This is a genomic window from Rhizobium sp. P1_E6, from assembly GCF_056405875.1.
In genome coordinates this window covers 64,668-80,481 of record NZ_JBFUBG010000010.1, presented here as the reverse complement: position 1 = coordinate 80,481, position 15,814 = coordinate 64,668, and the positions used below count along the sequence as shown (strand labels likewise).

At 59.3% G+C, this 15,814-nt stretch carries 17 protein-coding genes and 1 tRNA gene; 11 read left to right on the top strand and 7 right to left on the bottom strand.

The annotated features are described in order from the left end of the window. The first annotated feature begins 178 nt into the window (after window positions 1-178). From AC1D35_RS08200 to AC1D35_RS08180, 5 genes are all read left to right on the top strand, one after another. Window positions 179-976 (top strand): hypothetical protein, encoded by a 798-nt coding sequence (locus AC1D35_RS08200; RefSeq protein WP_477938489.1) that lies wholly within the window; start codon window positions 179-181, stop codon window positions 974-976. 130 nt (window positions 977-1,106) lie between these two features. Continuing rightward, on the top strand, window positions 1,107-1,286 hold the full coding sequence (locus AC1D35_RS08195) for a hypothetical protein (RefSeq protein ID WP_477938488.1): 180 nt from the start codon (window positions 1,107-1,109) through the stop codon (window positions 1,284-1,286). 60 nt (window positions 1,287-1,346) lie between these two features. Next, a complete protein-coding gene (locus AC1D35_RS08190) occupies window positions 1,347-1,844 on the top strand; it encodes a hypothetical protein (RefSeq protein WP_477938487.1) in 498 nt (165 codons plus the stop codon). Between the two features lie 84 nt (window positions 1,845-1,928). Beyond that, entirely contained in the window at window positions 1,929-2,531 is a 603-nt protein-coding gene (locus AC1D35_RS08185; protein WP_477938486.1) for a hypothetical protein, read from the top strand. A gap of 51 nt (window positions 2,532-2,582) precedes the next feature. Further along, entirely contained in the window at window positions 2,583-2,876 is a 294-nt protein-coding gene (locus AC1D35_RS08180; protein WP_477938485.1) for a DUF2293 domain-containing protein, read from the top strand. A gap of 20 nt (window positions 2,877-2,896) precedes the next feature. Here the strand turns inward: AC1D35_RS08180 and AC1D35_RS08175 are convergent, their stop codons facing one another. The 3 genes from AC1D35_RS08175 to AC1D35_RS08165 all read right to left on the bottom strand — a co-directional run bounded on the left by AC1D35_RS08175 (window position 2,897) and on the right by AC1D35_RS08165 (window position 4,821). Further along, window positions 2,897-4,051, bottom strand: a complete 1,155-nt coding sequence (locus tag AC1D35_RS08175; RefSeq protein WP_477938484.1) for a hypothetical protein — start codon at window positions 4,049-4,051, stop codon at window positions 2,897-2,899. 248 nt (window positions 4,052-4,299) lie between these two features. Next, window positions 4,300-4,647, bottom strand: a complete 348-nt coding sequence (locus AC1D35_RS08170; protein ID WP_477938483.1) for a hypothetical protein — start codon at window positions 4,645-4,647, stop codon at window positions 4,300-4,302. 99 nt (window positions 4,648-4,746) lie between these two features. Beyond that, window positions 4,747-4,821: transfer RNA gene (locus tag AC1D35_RS08165), tRNA-Gln, on the bottom strand. Window positions 4,822-4,980: 159 nt separating this feature from the next. On the opposite strand from AC1D35_RS08165, the gene AC1D35_RS08160 reads away from it, so the two are divergent. The 3 genes from AC1D35_RS08160 to AC1D35_RS08150 are packed head-to-tail and all read left to right on the top strand — an operon-like array spanning window position 4,981 to window position 6,652. Next, entirely contained in the window at window positions 4,981-5,277 is a 297-nt protein-coding gene (locus AC1D35_RS08160; RefSeq protein WP_113297156.1) for a cupin domain-containing protein, read from the top strand. A 2-nt stretch (window positions 5,278-5,279) separates the two neighbouring features. Next, window positions 5,280-6,194 (top strand): MBL fold metallo-hydrolase, encoded by a 915-nt coding sequence (locus tag AC1D35_RS08155; protein WP_113309897.1) that lies wholly within the window; start codon window positions 5,280-5,282, stop codon window positions 6,192-6,194. 2 nt (window positions 6,195-6,196) lie between these two features. Next, window positions 6,197-6,652 (top strand): DCC1-like thiol-disulfide oxidoreductase family protein, encoded by a 456-nt coding sequence (locus AC1D35_RS08150; RefSeq protein ID WP_113309896.1) that lies wholly within the window; start codon window positions 6,197-6,199, stop codon window positions 6,650-6,652. A 167-nt stretch (window positions 6,653-6,819) separates the two neighbouring features. On the opposite strand, the gene AC1D35_RS08145 is transcribed toward AC1D35_RS08150, so the two are convergent. Beyond that, window positions 6,820-7,725 (bottom strand): DUF1499 domain-containing protein, encoded by a 906-nt coding sequence (locus AC1D35_RS08145; protein WP_477938482.1) that lies wholly within the window; start codon window positions 7,723-7,725, stop codon window positions 6,820-6,822. Between the two features lie 225 nt (window positions 7,726-7,950). Here AC1D35_RS08145 and AC1D35_RS08140 point away from each other — a divergent pair, with 225 nt between their 5' ends. Next, entirely contained in the window at window positions 7,951-8,340 is a 390-nt protein-coding gene (locus AC1D35_RS08140; RefSeq protein ID WP_113297160.1) for a hypothetical protein, read from the top strand. A gap of 3 nt (window positions 8,341-8,343) precedes the next feature. Here the strand turns inward: AC1D35_RS08140 and AC1D35_RS08135 are convergent, their stop codons facing one another. Continuing rightward, entirely contained in the window at window positions 8,344-8,589 is a 246-nt protein-coding gene (locus AC1D35_RS08135; RefSeq protein ID WP_113297161.1) for a hypothetical protein, read from the bottom strand. A gap of 109 nt (window positions 8,590-8,698) precedes the next feature. On the opposite strand from AC1D35_RS08135, the gene AC1D35_RS08130 reads away from it, so the two are divergent. Both AC1D35_RS08130 and AC1D35_RS08125 read left to right on the top strand, forming a co-directional pair. Further along, window positions 8,699-8,896: a hypothetical protein gene (locus AC1D35_RS08130; protein ID WP_113297162.1), complete on the top strand. Its 198-nt coding sequence runs from the start codon at window positions 8,699-8,701 to the stop codon at window positions 8,894-8,896. 71 nt (window positions 8,897-8,967) lie between these two features. Next, a complete protein-coding gene (locus tag AC1D35_RS08125) occupies window positions 8,968-9,243 on the top strand; it encodes a hypothetical protein (protein ID WP_113297163.1) in 276 nt (91 codons plus the stop codon). Here AC1D35_RS08125 and ppdK read toward each other — a convergent pair. Beyond that, a complete protein-coding gene (gene ppdK / locus AC1D35_RS08120) occupies window positions 9,237-11,903 on the bottom strand; it encodes a pyruvate, phosphate dikinase (RefSeq protein WP_113309894.1) in 2,667 nt (888 codons plus the stop codon). The genes AC1D35_RS08125 and ppdK overlap by 7 nt on opposite strands. 443 nt (window positions 11,904-12,346) lie before the next feature. Beyond that, on the bottom strand, window positions 12,347-15,805 hold the full coding sequence (locus AC1D35_RS08115; RefSeq protein ID WP_477938481.1) for a chromosome segregation SMC family protein: 3,459 nt from the start codon (window positions 15,803-15,805) through the stop codon (window positions 12,347-12,349). Between the last annotated feature and the right edge of the window lie 9 nt (window positions 15,806-15,814).

Genomic DNA, 15,814 nt, shown 5'->3' with positions numbered 1-15,814 from the left:
AAGCCGTATTGAGCAGTAATTCCAACCTTGATAGAATGGTCATTACCCACAAAAGAAAAGGGCCGGTCAGCTTTTCGACTGATGACCGGACCCTCGAAGGTTTGGAATGGATCTATATTACCATCGCGCACGCGAAGGTCAAGAATCTTATACGTTTTTTCTTTGCGAGGCCCGCTAGATGGCCTTCTGCGAAAACGTGGATTTTGCAACATTTGCGGCACCTGAAAATCAGGCTGAAACCCCTACAGCGCAAGGCGTTTCCGCTGCTCTTGKGGATGAAGGTCTAGTATATGCAAACAATCACCTAACCACCTCTCGACCTCACCATCTCACCCTCGTAGCCAATGAGCTTCAGAAGTATGAGGCTCATCAGGAAGCACACAAGCCCCGAGGCCGGAACGCCAAGCACTCCATCAAGGCGACCCGCGCGGCCCACAAGAAGACCAAGGGTTGGGAACGCCTGCCATCGGACGACCGCCAGCGCCGTGTTCTCGAATATGCTTTCCAATGTGAGTCCGTTGCCTGGACGCTGAACCTCACAGCGAAACAGGCGGCTAGGCTTAGGCAGTCAGATCGTCCGGCGAAGATGCTCGCCGATGCGATCAACCGCGCTTCCAAACGCCTTCTAGGTCGCGCCGTGCCGATCTCGCTTGCATTAGAGGTGACACCAACGGGCCGTCTTCACGCTCATGGTATCGCCACCCTTGAGCGCGGCGAATGGAAGGTGTTTCGCCAAGCCCTCAAAAGTGCAGGCGGCAAGGTCGAAGGTTCCGGCGCTGGCCGGCAGGCCGACACCCGCAAGCTTTGGAGCGCTACCGGGTGGGCGAGCTACATAGCCAAAGATTTCGCCCTGACGGCTGAAGCGCTCGGCACTGACAAGGTTTTTTACCAGTGCAATGCCACTCGTGCCGGCGCTCGTGAGGAGTATGAAGCGGGCTTGGCGCGGCAGAAGATTGCCCGGAAAGGCCGGCGGTAAGTCAATATTTACTGACTAACTATTTGATATGATTAGATATTTATGATTTTCAGACTTTACATCTGGCGTGAAATCAGAAATACCAGTCACGTTAATCCAAACATTAGGACACCAGAAAATGCAGACTGACATGGATGAAATTTATCTGCCGGATGATCTTTATGAGGAAGTCGTCAATCGCCTTGTCGAAGTCATTCCGCTGCTCGGCGGGCGAGACGAACTGGTCGCACGTATGGGCGAAGTCACCGGCATTTGGCCCGCGCATTCCCGCCCCGCCGATTGCCTCGAAGAAATTATGCAGGCCGCGTAACTTTGCTATTGAAATCGTGAACGTGAATTTGGTATTCACATTCACGAAAAGGAGCTGGATATGGCAAAGTCGGTGCTTGAACGTAAACGCGAACAGCTTGAACGGGACGAAGCAAGGGCGAAGCAATTAGCCTATAAAGCTGATGCTTTCTTTTCGAAGCCCTTTGACGAGTGGATGGGTGAGAATTGGCATAACCGCGTCACCCACGATCTCGATCTTGTCGGTCTCGATAATCATGGTTCATTCCCCGGACAGGGGGATACTGACCCGTTTTGGCGGGAAGAATGGAATGAAGGGCCGAATAGGGGCGCGATTGGTTGCGCGGAACGTGCGGTCGATGTGCTGCTAGATGCTGCGGTCGAACTAGCCAGCCTGATCAACACCTACAAATCTGAACAGTTCAAGTCCCGGATCGCCGAACTAGAGGCCGCAGACCTCAGCGGCCCGGAGGCACGGAAACAGGCCTTGGCGGATATCGTCAGGCTCACGAAATACCGCGACCAGCTTTCAAAGCAGGTTCGGTGGACGCTTCCGCAATGGAAGGTCAAAGGCGAGTGATCGCCCAGAAGAGTGCTGCCGGACAGCGCCAACTGTCCGGCCAGCGAATTGAAACACCCAATCTCTCAAATAAGGAGTTCCGTTTTGGAAAATAACACACCCGCATCACCCGCCGCAACGCTCAGTGAGAAGGAGCTTTTTGCCGAGTTCTTGCATATGAACGTCGTTGAGCACGCCTCTATGTTCGGCGAGTTCTCAACAACTTACAAACCGGATGACTGGTTGCGTGATCCTGGCTTGGAATACCAAATGGAAGAGTTCGCCAATGACCTCGCTGATCGCCTTGCGGAAAGCGAAAGCCCTTTGGAACGTCTCGACGCTATGGTGCAGGATATTGAGAACTACGCGAGATTGCTGAGACGGGTGAGCGACGATTTCCGCTGGATGACGCTCCACCGTCTCGCGGAAACTGATGACGAGGAAGAACGCTTTGAGCGGCTGCCGATTCAGACGACCAGCGGGAACGTTCTTGATGTGGGCGACTCGTCGCTTGCAGGTGGTCGAACGCTTGATGAAATCGCGGCAGATCCAACGCCCGAAGATGCTTTGGCTCTCCGCAGCATCAACCACGACCTCTCCGGCCAGAGCCAAGCTATGAAGGTGATTGCGAGGAAGCCGAAACAGCGGCGAATGGCTTTGAATGAAATCTCAGACCATTTGCGCAAGAATTTGAGTGAAGACATCTAAGAGCGATCAAGGCCCGCTTCACGGTGGGCCTTTTTCATTTCGGAAATCTCAATGGCAAAATTCTCACCCGACACAATCGAGAAGCATCTTCGCCGCAAGCATCCCGGTTGCCCTGATTTCGCGGTCGCGTTCTTCATTGCCGAGATCTGTAAGAAGGATTGGAAAGGCGCATCGATCGGTAAAGCGGTCGGCATCACCATGCAGAATGTGCTTCGTCATTCGATGACCGACTACGACCAGATGCTTCTCGCCGGTGTGGATCGCGACGAAGCCCGCCGTCGCGTGCAGCCTAAGATAAATGCAATGATTTCGAGATGGAAACTTAAAGCCGCCAACGCCTCATGAAATCTTTTTTGCTGTATGCATCACGAAGCTTTTTTTATTGCGCTTGCGAGAATGTATGACGGCATAAAGTCCTTCGACTTAAAGTCGGGCGCGAGCTTTACATAAGCCTCACCGTCGAATCCCAACAAATATTTCTCAAACTGCACTTTCGAGCCGGCCAAAATCTTGCCGACGTTTTCCGAGTTTTGATCGGCCTTTCCGTAGCACACAGCTTCTGTCCCGACCTCAATCTCGAAGTAACCGGAATAAGGCAGCATGCGGCTATTCTGCCTATGCATCTGCTTTTTTTGCAGAATGCTAATCGCGCGGTCTAAGCAAAATTTTGCGTTGCGCAAATTCAGTTCAGGCTCATCAGTCCGCAGCGTCTCATAGAGGAAAAATTTTTCGCCTTCTTTCCGGTAGACCCTCGGCGTAAGTCGCCAGACATTCCAGAAGTCCTGCGTATTCACTCCCCACTCCATCAAGTCCATTCGAAGCTTTTCGTAGTTCAATTGGATGTAATCGAAAGGTTCACGAACGTTCTTTTCAACAAAACCAAAGTTTCGTGCGTGCCAAGGCGCGCTGCTGCCGCGACTCTTAAGCAAAATGTTCCAATCATTTGGATCCTGTTTTGGATCCGCAAATGCACTAATGTCATAATCTTCTTCGATAGCGACGAATATTGCCTTCCGAATCGCAATCAAAGCATTGAATCCATCTTTTTCAGAAATATACTTAAGCGCTTCTGCTATGAACTCGCGTATTTCCTCGTTGACTAGCTGGCCCCCTGGAAAAACCTGAGAGAGCTCAGTTTTAAATACTGATGACATGATTTTCTCAGTCGCCAATATCGTCGCCGACACGAAATTCTTCACGGTGTCATGTTCAGCAATCTGTCCGTAATGTTTAACGCTCACTCGCTCCTTATTCATCGCCTTCAAGGTTCCAGTTTTAGGAACTTCGACGCCAGCCTTTTTCAAGTCGGCGATGAGCTCGTCGAACGATGCATTTTCAATATTTTTTTTCTCATCATGCCCCAACTCTATGAGCGCACATTTAAGTATCAGTTMGAATGCATCTTGTAGGATCACCAGAGCCGCGGACGACGAGTATTTGTTGTCCGCATACACAAGCACGTCGACTTGATCGAAAAGCGCCCGAGAGACCACCAGTCCTTGAAATGCTTCAATCTTCATCTGCAACTCCGAATCATGTGATTGAAGAGTAGCAGAAAATTCATTTCTGCAGGTTCGCGGTTGCGCTACGCGAAGCTTCGGGATGAAAGCTCAACCCGACAGAACGTCGACCGTCACCGTGTTACAAAAAGTGGAAATTGTCTCCTTTATCAATGAAGGGTTCAATCCCGGATCTATCCACTCCGACCTTTTTCTTCACGATATTTCTGGCAATTCTAAACCGGATTGAGCCCCGCCCCCGTTCTGCTTCAAGGGCAATGGCGCTTGTTAATCTGGACTTCAACCGCCATCGCGATGACTCCCTTCCGATGTTCCTCCACTTCGGACTTCCAAGCTTGTAGCGCTGCCCGTCCTTTAGCAGCGTCCAAGGCGTGTCGCATTTCGATCTCTTGATCAGCAAGACGCAAACTACCTTTGCACTCACTCTCAGCGGCGACAAACAAATCACCGGGCGGAATACACGAGCGATGAGCGTTAACAACCACATCTGCCGAGAGGCAGCTCAGATACATTTTCTGCCAGTGATCCGGCTCGGCGGTGTGCGCCATCGAAGATATTGAAGCCATGATGCCCAGAGCAAGAAGCACAATTCTCATTCAACCCCTCGGTGATACGCTTTCATGGATCGGATTATTGTTACGGTTAGAAAGTTCTAACATACACTAACCATATGAAATCATTGTAGAAATATAGATTGGCTGGGGCGCCTGGATTCGAACCAGGGGATGGCGGTACCAAAAACCGCTGCCTTACCGCTTGGCTACGCCCCACCAGAGCTGAAGCGAATGTCGCTTCGCCAAAACGTCGCCTGATTAGCAAAGGTCTGTCTGCCTCACAATCACTAAGTTTACTGCGACGTCATATTTGTATGCGCGGCCATGCCCGGCATGGTAGGACTTTGGGGATCGACACAGCCAATGGAGCTACCGTTGAGCCAATATCGCGCCCGTCCGCCAGCGCTCGCGACACTCATCCTCGACGATGCCGCCGTGCGCATCACCCAGTGGGATTTCGAGCCGGGAGCCGATACCGGCGTTCATACGCACGGGCTTGATTACGTCGTCGTGCCGATGACCGACTGCCAGTTCCTCATCGAGGATGCCGAGGGAAGCCGCAGGGTGGATATCGCCAAGGGCGCTGCCTATCGCCGCGAGGCGGGCACCGAGCACAATGTCGTCAATGCCGGCGACCAGCCGATGTCCTTCATCGAGATCGAATATAAATAGACATGTCCGGCGCGAACTTCGATCTTTCCTTCGATCCGGCTTACGGACGGGCTGTTCCGGTCAAAACCGGCATCCAGCGCCTGACGGCGAATAATCCGAGCCCTTTTACCTTCCGCGGCACGAACAGCTATATCGTCGGGGATTCGTCTGTCGCCGTCATCGATCCGGGACCGGAGGACGAGGCGCATTTCGAAGCCCTGATGGCAGCGCTTGCCGGCCGGCAGGTGACGCATATCTTCGTCAGTCACACCCATCGGGACCACTCGCCGCTCGCAAGGCGGCTGAAAGAGGAAACGGGAGCGCTGACGGTCGGCGAAGGCCCGCACCACCCGTCGCGGCCGCTGCGCGACGGCGAGATCAATCCTTTTGCGGAAAGCTCAGACATGGATTTCGTGCCTGATATTGCCATCCGCGACGGGGAGACGATTTGCGGCGATGGCTGGGCGCTGACGGGCGTGCTGACCCCGGGCCACACCGCCAATCATGCGGCGTTTGCGCTTGAGGACCGTGGCATCCTGTTTTCAGCCGACCATGTGATGGCCTGGGCAACGACGATCGTTGCACCCCCCGATGGCTCCATGGCGGACTATATGGCCTCGCTCGACAAGTTGATCGCCCGTGGCGATAGCCTGCTGCTGCCTGGCCATGGCGGGCCAGTGACGTCGCCGGCGCCCTTCCTGCGCGGCCTAAAGACCCACAGACGCCTGCGGGAGCGCTCCATCATCGAGCGTATCCGAATGGGGGACAGCATCATTCCAGAGATGGTGAAGGTGATGTACCGCGATACCGATAGGCGGCTGCATGGTGCTGCGGCACTTTCGGTGCTGGCGCATATCGAGGACCTTATGGAGCGCGGCGAGGTCAGCGCCGACGGGCCACCTTCCCTCTTTGCCCATTATCGACTGGCGGGAGGCTGACGGTGGCGGCGCGTGCGGATTACAGCTATCGCGACGACCCGTCCGTGCCCGCTTTTGCGGACGATAAGCCGCTTATTCTCTTCGATGGCGAATGCGTCTTCTGCTCCGGCTGGGTGCAGTTCCTGCTGAAGCGGGATACCGGGAAACGCTATCGCTTCATCGTCGCCCAGACGCCGCTCGGCGAGGCGCTCTATCGGCATTACGGGCTGGAGACGCGGAACTACGAGACTAACCTGCTCATCGACACGGGCCGCGCCTATTACAAATCAGATGCGACGCTCCGCATGCTGGAGGGGCTCGCAATGCCGTGGGCCCTGGCCGGAGTGCTGCGGATCGTGCCGCGGCGGATTGTGGATACGGCTTATGGAGTGGTTGCGCGGAACCGGTTGAGGATTGCAGGGCGGCGGGAGAGTTGCATGGTGCCGACGGCTGAGGTGCGGGAGCGGTTTTTGGGGTAGGCTGATGGTTTACACGGCGCTTCATCAAGGATCAGGTGCCAGCGCAATTGACTGCGGCAAGGGCGTTTTAATATGCCTCACCGTATCCCGCTCCTCGCATGGCTCAGGGCGTTCGGCCCTGCAATCGATTCACTGGATCGATTGCTGCTGCTCCGCAGCACCGGGCCTCACCCTCCCGCAATCCCCAATAGTTCTGAATCGAGGGCGGCAAGATATTGCTCGGCCACCTCGGCGCTGAAGCCAAGGTCGTGCTGGCCGTAGCGCGAGGCGACGCGGACGTCGACGAAGGTGGTTTCAGCTTCTTCCCGCAGACGGATGATGAAGTCGAAACGCAGGCCGAGGATGAGGGTGCGGGTCGTGCCCTGCAGCATCACGCCATTGGCGCCGCGGATCAGCTTTGCAACACTATCCTCATAGGGCCGCGGCGTCGGCACGGGGATGACGTCGGGTGAGTCGGCCACACCGCTTTCCGGCTGAGCGGGAACGGGTCTGTCCTCCAGTTCACGGCCGGGCGTCGTATCGCCTTCGCTTTTGGTGATGGTGATGCCGTTCTGCTTGGCAACCTTCTTGACCGCCTCGAGAACGCGGTCGAGTGCACCGTCGTAACGGCGGCCGGTGAGTTCAGGATAGGCGGCAAGCTGCCTCTCGCGGTCGCCGGGGGTAATCACGGGATCGCGCGGCAGCCAGATCTGGTCGGCCTGCGGCAGCGACAKCCAGTCGGGTGCGGCGGTTGTATCCGTCGTCACGTCATAGATCGCCGGCAGGGTGAAATAGCGCTCGGCGGCGAAGGCGCCGATGCCCAGCGGAAAGGCGGCGTAGATCAGTGCAGCCAGCGCATTCAGCCCGCCTTCGGCACCCGTCATCCAGAGGCTGCGCAGGCCGATCGCAGCCAGCAGGGTGGCAAGGATCGCGCATCCAACGGAAACCAGCAGCACCAGGATGAGATAGGGTGTCGCCAGTCCGCCGAAACGATGGGCGATCAGCACCGCCACGGACAGTACAAGTGCAAACGCCCCGAAGTGCCGCGAGAAGCGGGCGGCGCTGGAAATGGGACGATCGAAGCGGATGGCCATTAAATTTACCGGTTGGTCGGCGGCAGCTTTTGAACACATCTGCCACCATCGACTTTTCTAGTGCAAGATTCGTCTAAATTGAAACTCTTGTCTGAGCATTGCCGAAGCAATCCACTTCAAAGGCCAAATCAAAGAGCACGCGATCTCCATAAGCCGTTGCTGATATGCCGTAAAAAGGCCATTCTGCCGGGGTCTCATGTATTTCCCACGAAACAGGAGAGACAGATGATCTCATCCGAGACGATGGAAAGGCCGCGGGCTTCCTCGCTTGGCGGCATCGACCGCGCCGAGCCGCTGCTACCGCTGGAACTGCTCGAGCTCGAACTTTCGCTGGAAGGCTATGCTGACGGCGAAGCCGGCTTCTGCGAGGCGGTGCGCAAGGCGGCGACCGAAACCCGTGGCGAATTTCTCTTCGACCTGCCGGCGGCGGGCCTCATCGAGGATTGCCGGCGCATCGCGGTTCTGCGCATCCCGACATCGGACAATAAGATGCGCGTGGTTCTTGCCCTGCTCGACCAGAACGGTGCGGAAATCCGCATGCAGGCGCCCGACGCGGATACGGAGCATCTGGTGCGTTTTGCCGATGCCTTCATCGAGGTGCTGGAGCGAATCTAGGCGTCAGTCACGGCCGGCTGCAGCCTCCGCCAGCGAGCGGAAGGGAAACTTGCGGCCGCATTCGCATTTCAGCATGAATGTTTCCGGATGGACCGAAGGCCGCTGCACGAAGAAGCCTCGCGGCAGTTGATCCACCTTGAAGTCGGGGGTTTTGCGCTTGGCGTCGTCGATCTCGGAGGCTTCGGCAAAGCCGCTGTTGCCGCATTGCGGGCAGGTAAGTTTCTTCGAGAATCGATCGCGTATCGCCATGGTGCTCTTTCCAGTGCTGCTGTCTTTGCTCTTACATAGGAACGCATGGCGGCGAAAGTGGAACCAAGCATGCTTCCTGCCGTTCCTTCTCTAACGAAGGAGGCAAATCATGCCGAATAGAGACCCCATTCCCACTCCCGGTGCAGAGTCGCCACTTGGCCCGCAACCGACGCCGGGCATTCCCGACCGCAGTCGGGAAAAGCCGCCGCTGACGCCGGCACAGGATCCGAGCGATACCAAGAACCCGCAGGACCCGCCGCTGGATCCGGCGCTGCTGCCGATAGGCGACCCGGCAGGCGCGGCCTGATATAGTCAGGTTGACGACGCCAGGCAGATGGACTTTCTTGGCCGGACGTTCATGCTCCAAGGAATCGACCGATGCGCCCATATGTCCTGCCGCTTCTTGCTGTTCTGGCCGCAGCTCTGGCCGCCTGTCAGACGCTAACGCCCGAGGAGCGGCGGGCACGTGACGAGCAGACCTGCTTCGGCTACGGCTTCAAGCGCGGGACAGACGGGTTTGCCACGTGCCTGCAGCGCATCGATCTAGACCGCCGCGCCCAGGCTCGCTACGACAGCGATTGGGTGATGGCCGACATGGCCTATAATCTGAACGGTCCCTACGTTTACCCGCGCTATTATCGCTATCGTCACTGAGCGCCAGAGATGACGGCCTGCGCTGCTGCGAGCCGGGCGATCGGCACGCGGAAGGGCGAACAGGAGACATAGTCGAGGCCGATCGTCTCGCAGAAATGGATCGAGGCAGGATCGCCGCCATGCTCGCCGCAGATGCCGAGCTTCATGTCATTGCGCGTGCGCCGGCCGCGCTCGGCAGCGATACGAATCAGCTCGCCAACCCCGTCGAAATCCAAGGATATGAAGGGATCATGCTCGATGATGCCCTTGCGCTGGTAGGTTGGGATGAAAGCCGAAGCATCGTCGCGTGAAATGCCGAAGGTGGTCTGCGTCAAATCGTTGGTGCCGAAGGAAAAGAATTCGGCCACTTCGGCAATGACATGGGCGCGCAGTGCTGCGCGCGGCAGTTCGATCATCGTGCCAACCAGATAGTCGATGCGCATTTTGGCCTCCAACATGACGTCTTGCGCCACGGCATCGATCTTCGCCTTCACATAATCCAGTTCGGAACGCAGGCCGACAAGCGGCACCATGATTTCGGGAACGACGGCGGCGCCGGTTTCCTGCGCTGCCGCGACGGCCGCTTCGAAGATGGCGCGAGCCTGCATCTCGACAATTTCAGGATAGGAGATGGCAAGGCGGCAACCGCGATGGCCGAGCATGGGATTGAACTCGTGCAGCGCATCGACGCGCTGGCGAAGTGCTACAGGCTCCATGCCCATGGCATAAGCGACTTCGGCAATCTCCTCGTCCGTCTTCGGCAGGAATTCGTGCAGCGGCGGATCGAGCAGGCGGATCGTCACCGGCAGGCCGTGCATGACGGTGAACAGGCCGGTGAAATCGCTCCGTTGCATGGGAAGCAGCTTGTCGAGCGCTCCCCGCCTGCCCTTCTCGTCTTCGGCAAGGATCATCTCGCGCATGGCATGGATGCGCTCGCCCTCGAAAAACATGTGCTCGGTGCGGCAAAGCCCAATGCCCTCGGCGCCGAAGGAGCGGGCGGCGCGGGCATCGGCCGGCGTGTCGGCATTGGTGCGCACAGTCATGCGCCGCGCGCGGTCTGCCCAGCCCATGATGCGGCCGAAATCACCTGACAGTTCCGGCTGGATCATCGGCACCTCGCCCTTCAGCACCTGGCCGGCCGAACCATCGATGGTGATGACGTCGCCCTTCTTCAACGTGACGCCGATACCGATCAGACGCTCGTTGCGGGCATCGATGCGCATGGTGCCGGCGCCGACGACGCAAGGAATGCCCATGCCGCGGGCAACGACAGCTGCATGGCTGGTCATGCCGCCGCGCGTCGTCAGGATGCCCTCGGCGGCATGCATGCCGTGAATGTCTTCCGGGCTGGTCTCGACGCGCAGCAGGATAACCTTGCGTCCCTCGGCTTCCGCCTCGACCGCCTCTTCCGCCGTGAAGACGATCTCGCCGGTGGCAGCCCCTGGCGAGGCAGGCAGACCGGTGCCGATCACCTGGCGGCTGACGCGCGGATCGATGGTCGGATGCAGGAGCTGGTCGAGTGACGATGGCTCGATGCGCAGCACGGCCTCTTTCTCGGTAATCACGCGCTCGTCGACCATGTCGACGGCAATCTTCATTGCCGCGCGTGTCGAGCGTTTGCCGGAGCGTGTCTGCAACATCCAGAGCTTGCCGCGCTCGATGGTGAATTCGATGTCCTGCATATCGCGGTAATGGGCTTCGAGCTCGTCGCAGATACGACCGAACTCGGCAAAGGCCTCCGGCATCAGCTTTTCCATCGAGGGCTTTTCGGAGCCTGAGGCGATGCGCCCTTCTTCGGTGATGCTCTGCGGCGTGCGGATGCCGGCGACGACGTCCTCGCCCTGTGCATTGACGAGGAATTCGCCGTAAAGCAGCTTCTGCCCGGTCGAGGGATTGCGGGTGAAGGCGACACCCGTGGCCGATGCATTGCCGAGGTTACCGAAGACCATGGCCTGGATATTGACCGCCGTGCCCCAGGCTTCCGGAATATTGTGAAGCTGGCGGTAGGTAACGGCGCGTGCGCTCATCCAGCTCGAAAACACCGCGCCGACGGCACCCCAGAGCTGGACCGCCGGATCCTGCGGGAAAGCCTCATCCAGCTCTTCCTCGATCAGCGCCTTGTAGAGCGAAACGACATGCTGCCATTCGGAAGCGTTGAGTTCGGTATCAAACTCGTGGCCCAGGCGACCCTTCTCATCCTCGAGGATTTCCTCGAAGAGGTCATTGCCGAGACCCATGACGACGTCGGCATACATCTGGATAAAGCGGCGATAACTATCCCAGGCGAAGCGTGCGTCGCCGGCATCGTGGCCGAGCGCCTGCACCGTCTCATCGTTCAGGCCGAGATTGAGCACCGTATCCATCATGCCCGGCATGGAAACGCGCGCGCCCGACCGCACGGAAAGTAGAAGGGGCCGTTTGCCCGAGCCGAAACGATGGCCGGTGATCTCCTCGATGCCGGCAATGCCTGCGAGAACCTGCTGTTTCAGGTCAGGATCGATCTTGCGGCCGTTCTTGTAATAGGTGGTGCAGGCTTCACTGACGATGGTCAGGCCAGGAGGAACCGGGAGACCAAGGCTGCACATTTCTGCGAGATTGGCGCCCTTGCCGCCAAGAACCTCCTTGTCTCGCGCCCGGCCCTCAGCCTGTCCATTGCCGAACGTATAGACCCACTTGGTCATCTTTCCCCCAACACCATTTCGGGGACCAGCTTAATCCCTTGGTGTTGAAATGAAAATCGACAAATGCGGCGAAATGTTGCGTCGCACAATAAATCCCCTGACAGGGTGCAGAATCAAACGATTGAAAATGGCGGGGCGCAAAAAGGCGCATAAAAAAAAGCTTTGCGGGACTGCAACAACTGTCCCGCAAAGCCTTGTTTCCGTCCGGCCAGGAAAACCGGACGGGGGGTCCATTTAATGCCTTGAGGCCTTCGGTCCCCCACCCCAATCCGAAGGCAGCATTGCAAATTCCACTGAGCGCAACGATCGATTGCTACTTATCCGCAATGACGCGGTTGCGCTAAAACAACTTCTAATGCAATGCGCGCAAAAGAGCATCACCCAAATGGGGTACGCAGCCGATGTGGAGGTGACCTTTTTTGGTCTTTAATTAAAATGCCGCCTCAAGCCGTCTCACGGAGACGCTCTGCAGTCTGCAAATCGACCGAGACAAGCTGGGAAACACCCTGCTCAGCCATCGTGACACCAAAGAGGCGATTCATGCGCGCCATGGTGATGGGATTGTGGGTAATGATGACGAATCGGGTCTCGGTGGAAGCCGCCATCTCGTCCATCAGATTGCAGTAACGCTCGACATTGTGGTCGTCGAGCGGCGCGTCCACCTCGTCCAGCACACAAATCGGGGCAGGATTGGTGAGGAAGACGGCAAAGATCAGCGCCATTGCCGTCAGCGCCTGTTCGCCGCCTGACAGCAGCGTCATGGTCTGCGGCTTCTTGCCCGGCGGGCGGGCAAGAATTTCGAGGCCGGCTTCCAGCGGATCATCGGATTCGATCAGCTGCAGCTCCGCCGTGCCGCCGCCGAAAAGGTGCGTGAAGAGGCGCTGGAACTGCGCATTGACGACATCGAAGGCAGCGATCAGGCGTTCGCGACCCTCGCGGTTGAGGCTCTGGATCGCGCCGCGCAGCTTGCGGATGGCATCGATGACGTCGTCGCGCTCCTTGATGAGTGTCTCCAGCTTCTCGGTGAGTTCTTTCTGCTCCTCGTCGGCCCGCAGGTTCACGGCACCCAGTCGCTCGCGCTCTATCCGCAGCCGCTCCACCTCGCGCTCGACCTCGTGCGGATCGGGCAAGGTCTGCAGTCCCGGCCGGCCGGCAAGGCGCAGCGCCTCGTGCGGGGCCACGTTCAGCGCCTCGCGGATACGCTGCTCGCTTTCCTGCCGCCTCTCGCGGGCGGAGACGAGGCGCTCCTCGGCGCGGCCGCGGCGCTCGCGGCTTTCGGCAAGTTCGGAGAGCGCGGTCGCTGCCTTGTGGTCGGCATCGCGCTGCAGAAGTTCGGCCTGCGCCAAGAGATCGGCGGCATGGCGGCGAGCTTCCTCGGCCTTCTGCAACTCCGTCAGCAAAGCGCGGCGCTTGTCGTCGAATTCGTCCGGCGCCATCTCGAGTTCGGCGGCTTCCTCGCGGGCCTCCTCTTCGCGCTCGCGCAGCGTTGCGATGTGATCCTCGGCGCTGGCGGCCCGCTGACGCCATGTCTCGCGCTCCTGGGCGATGGCGACGATGCGGCGCTGACGGGCGTCGTTCTCCCGGTTCAGGCTCTCGTGACGGGCACGGGCTTCAGCAAGCGCGCCGCGATCCGTCGCGACCTCGGCCTGCTGGAAACGCAGCCGCTCGTCGAGCACGGTCAGGTCAGGCGCATCCTCCAGCTCGATGCGGGCGTTCTCGTCCTGAACGGCGACGTCCTCGAGCTGCGCCTGTAACTGGCTGACGGCTTCGGCGACGACATCGCGGCGGCGAATCAGATCGCCCGAGGCACGTTCTGCGGCGGCGAGCGCCTCTCGCGCCTCGGCCAGATGACGGGCGGACAGACGGTTCATGTCGCGGGCCTCCGTCAGCCTGCGCTCCTCCTCGCGGATGGTATCGGTGGCGGCGGCAAGGCGCTCCTCGGCCTCGCTCAGAACGTCGCGGGCAAGCTCCGCCTCGCCCTCCAGCTCGGCAAGGCGATTCTTCTGGGCAAGGCGCAAAGCCGCGGCACTCGGCGCATCTGCGCCTGCGATATGGCCATCCCAGCGATAGACAGCGCCTTCCTTGGTCACCAAGCGCTGGCCGGCCTTGAGTTCCTTCACCAGACGCTGCGCGTCGGCGTCGATGACCAGACCGATCTGGCGCAGCCGACGGATCAGCGCAGCGGGGGCGCGGACGTGGTTCAGCAGGGGCGCGGCGCCGGCAGGAAGAGCCGGATCATCGGAGCCATCGCCGTTTTCCGACCAGTGGGCGGGCGCATTCGGATCGAGCGGGGATTCGAGATCATCTCCGAGTGCGGCACCGAGCGCCGTCTCGAAACCGCGATCGACCTTCAGCTCCTCGGCAACCGGCGGAAATTCGCCTGCTGCAGCGCCGGCCAGCATACGCTGGATAGTACGGGCTTCCGTTTCCAGCGCATTGAGCTTGCTGCGTGCCTGTTCGACTGGCGCGCGGGAGAGCGCTTCCGTCTGGCGCGCAGTTGCGAGCGCCTGCTCGACGGACTGGATCGTAGCCTCAGCTTCGGCGACGGCAATCTCGCCCGCCTCGACCACAGCGCGCTTCTCGTCCGGATCCGGCAATGTGGCGATCTTCTGCTCGACGCCGGCAAGTTCGCGGTTTGCTTCGTCCATCTGGCGCTCAAGTCGCAGCTTGCGCTCGGCAAGATCACGGATGGCGCGCTCCAGCTGATTGCGGCCGGCAGCGGCTTCAGCGCGCTCTGCCGTCAGGCTGGTGAAGACGCGTTCGCTGTCGGCAAGCTTTACGGCCGCCTCTTCGAAAGCCTGCCGTGTCTCTTCGGCATGACGGCCGGAATCGGCGAGGATGTCAGCGATATCGGCCTCTTCGGCATCGAGTCTCGCGAGGATGGCGGCATTGTCGGCGACGAGCCGTTCCTCGCGCCTGATGTCTTCGGAAAGCTGCGCCAGACGGCGAGTAAGCTCGTCACGGCGGCGCAGGATGCGATTGGCATCCTCCTCGAGCTGGCTTCGGGCGATCTGCAGGCGTTGGAGCGCTGCGGCCGCCCGCGCCTCGCCCTCGCGCAGCTCGGGCAGTTTCAGGCTGGCAATGCCCTGGTTCTTCGCCGCTTCCATCTGGTTCTGCGCCTTTTCGGCGACGACGACGGTTGCCTGGTTGAGCGCGCTATCGGCTTCGCCTTCGGCCTCCTTCGCCTGCACCCAGCGGATATGCAGCAGCATCGCCTCCCGGGCGCGGATATCGGCAGAGAGCGTTTTGAAGCGGTTTGCTTGACGGGCCTGACGCTTCAGGCTCTCGATCTGGTTTTCGAGCTGCGAGGTGACGTCATCCAGCCGCTCCAGATTGCTTTCGGCGGCGCGCAGGCGAAGCTCGGCCTCGTGGCGGCGGGAATGCAGGCCGGAGATACCGGCCGCCTCTTCCAAGAGCTGCCGGCGGGCCTGCGGCTTTGCGGCTATCAACTCGCCGATACGCCCTTGCCCGACCATGGAGGGAGAGCGCGCGCCAGTGGAGGCATCGGCGAAGAGAAGCTGCACATCCTTGGCACGGCTTTCCCTACCGTTGATGCGATAGATCGACCCCTGCTCACGCTCGATGCGACGTGTGACCTGGATTTCATCGCTGTCGTTGAAGGCAGCGGGCGCAGTGCGCTCACCGTTATCGAGATAAAGCGCGACTTCCGCTGTGTTGCGCGCCGGCCGGTTTCCCGAGCCGGAGAAGATGACGTCGTCCATGCCCGACGCGCGCATATTCTTGTAGGAATTCTCGCCCATGACCCAACGCAGGGCTTCGACGAGATTGGACTTGCCGCAGCCGTTCGGCCCGACGACACCCGTCAGGCCGCGCTCGATGATGAATTCGGTCGGTTCGACGAAGGATTTGAAGCCGACAAGGCGAAGCTTGTTGAACTTCATGCCACCGCC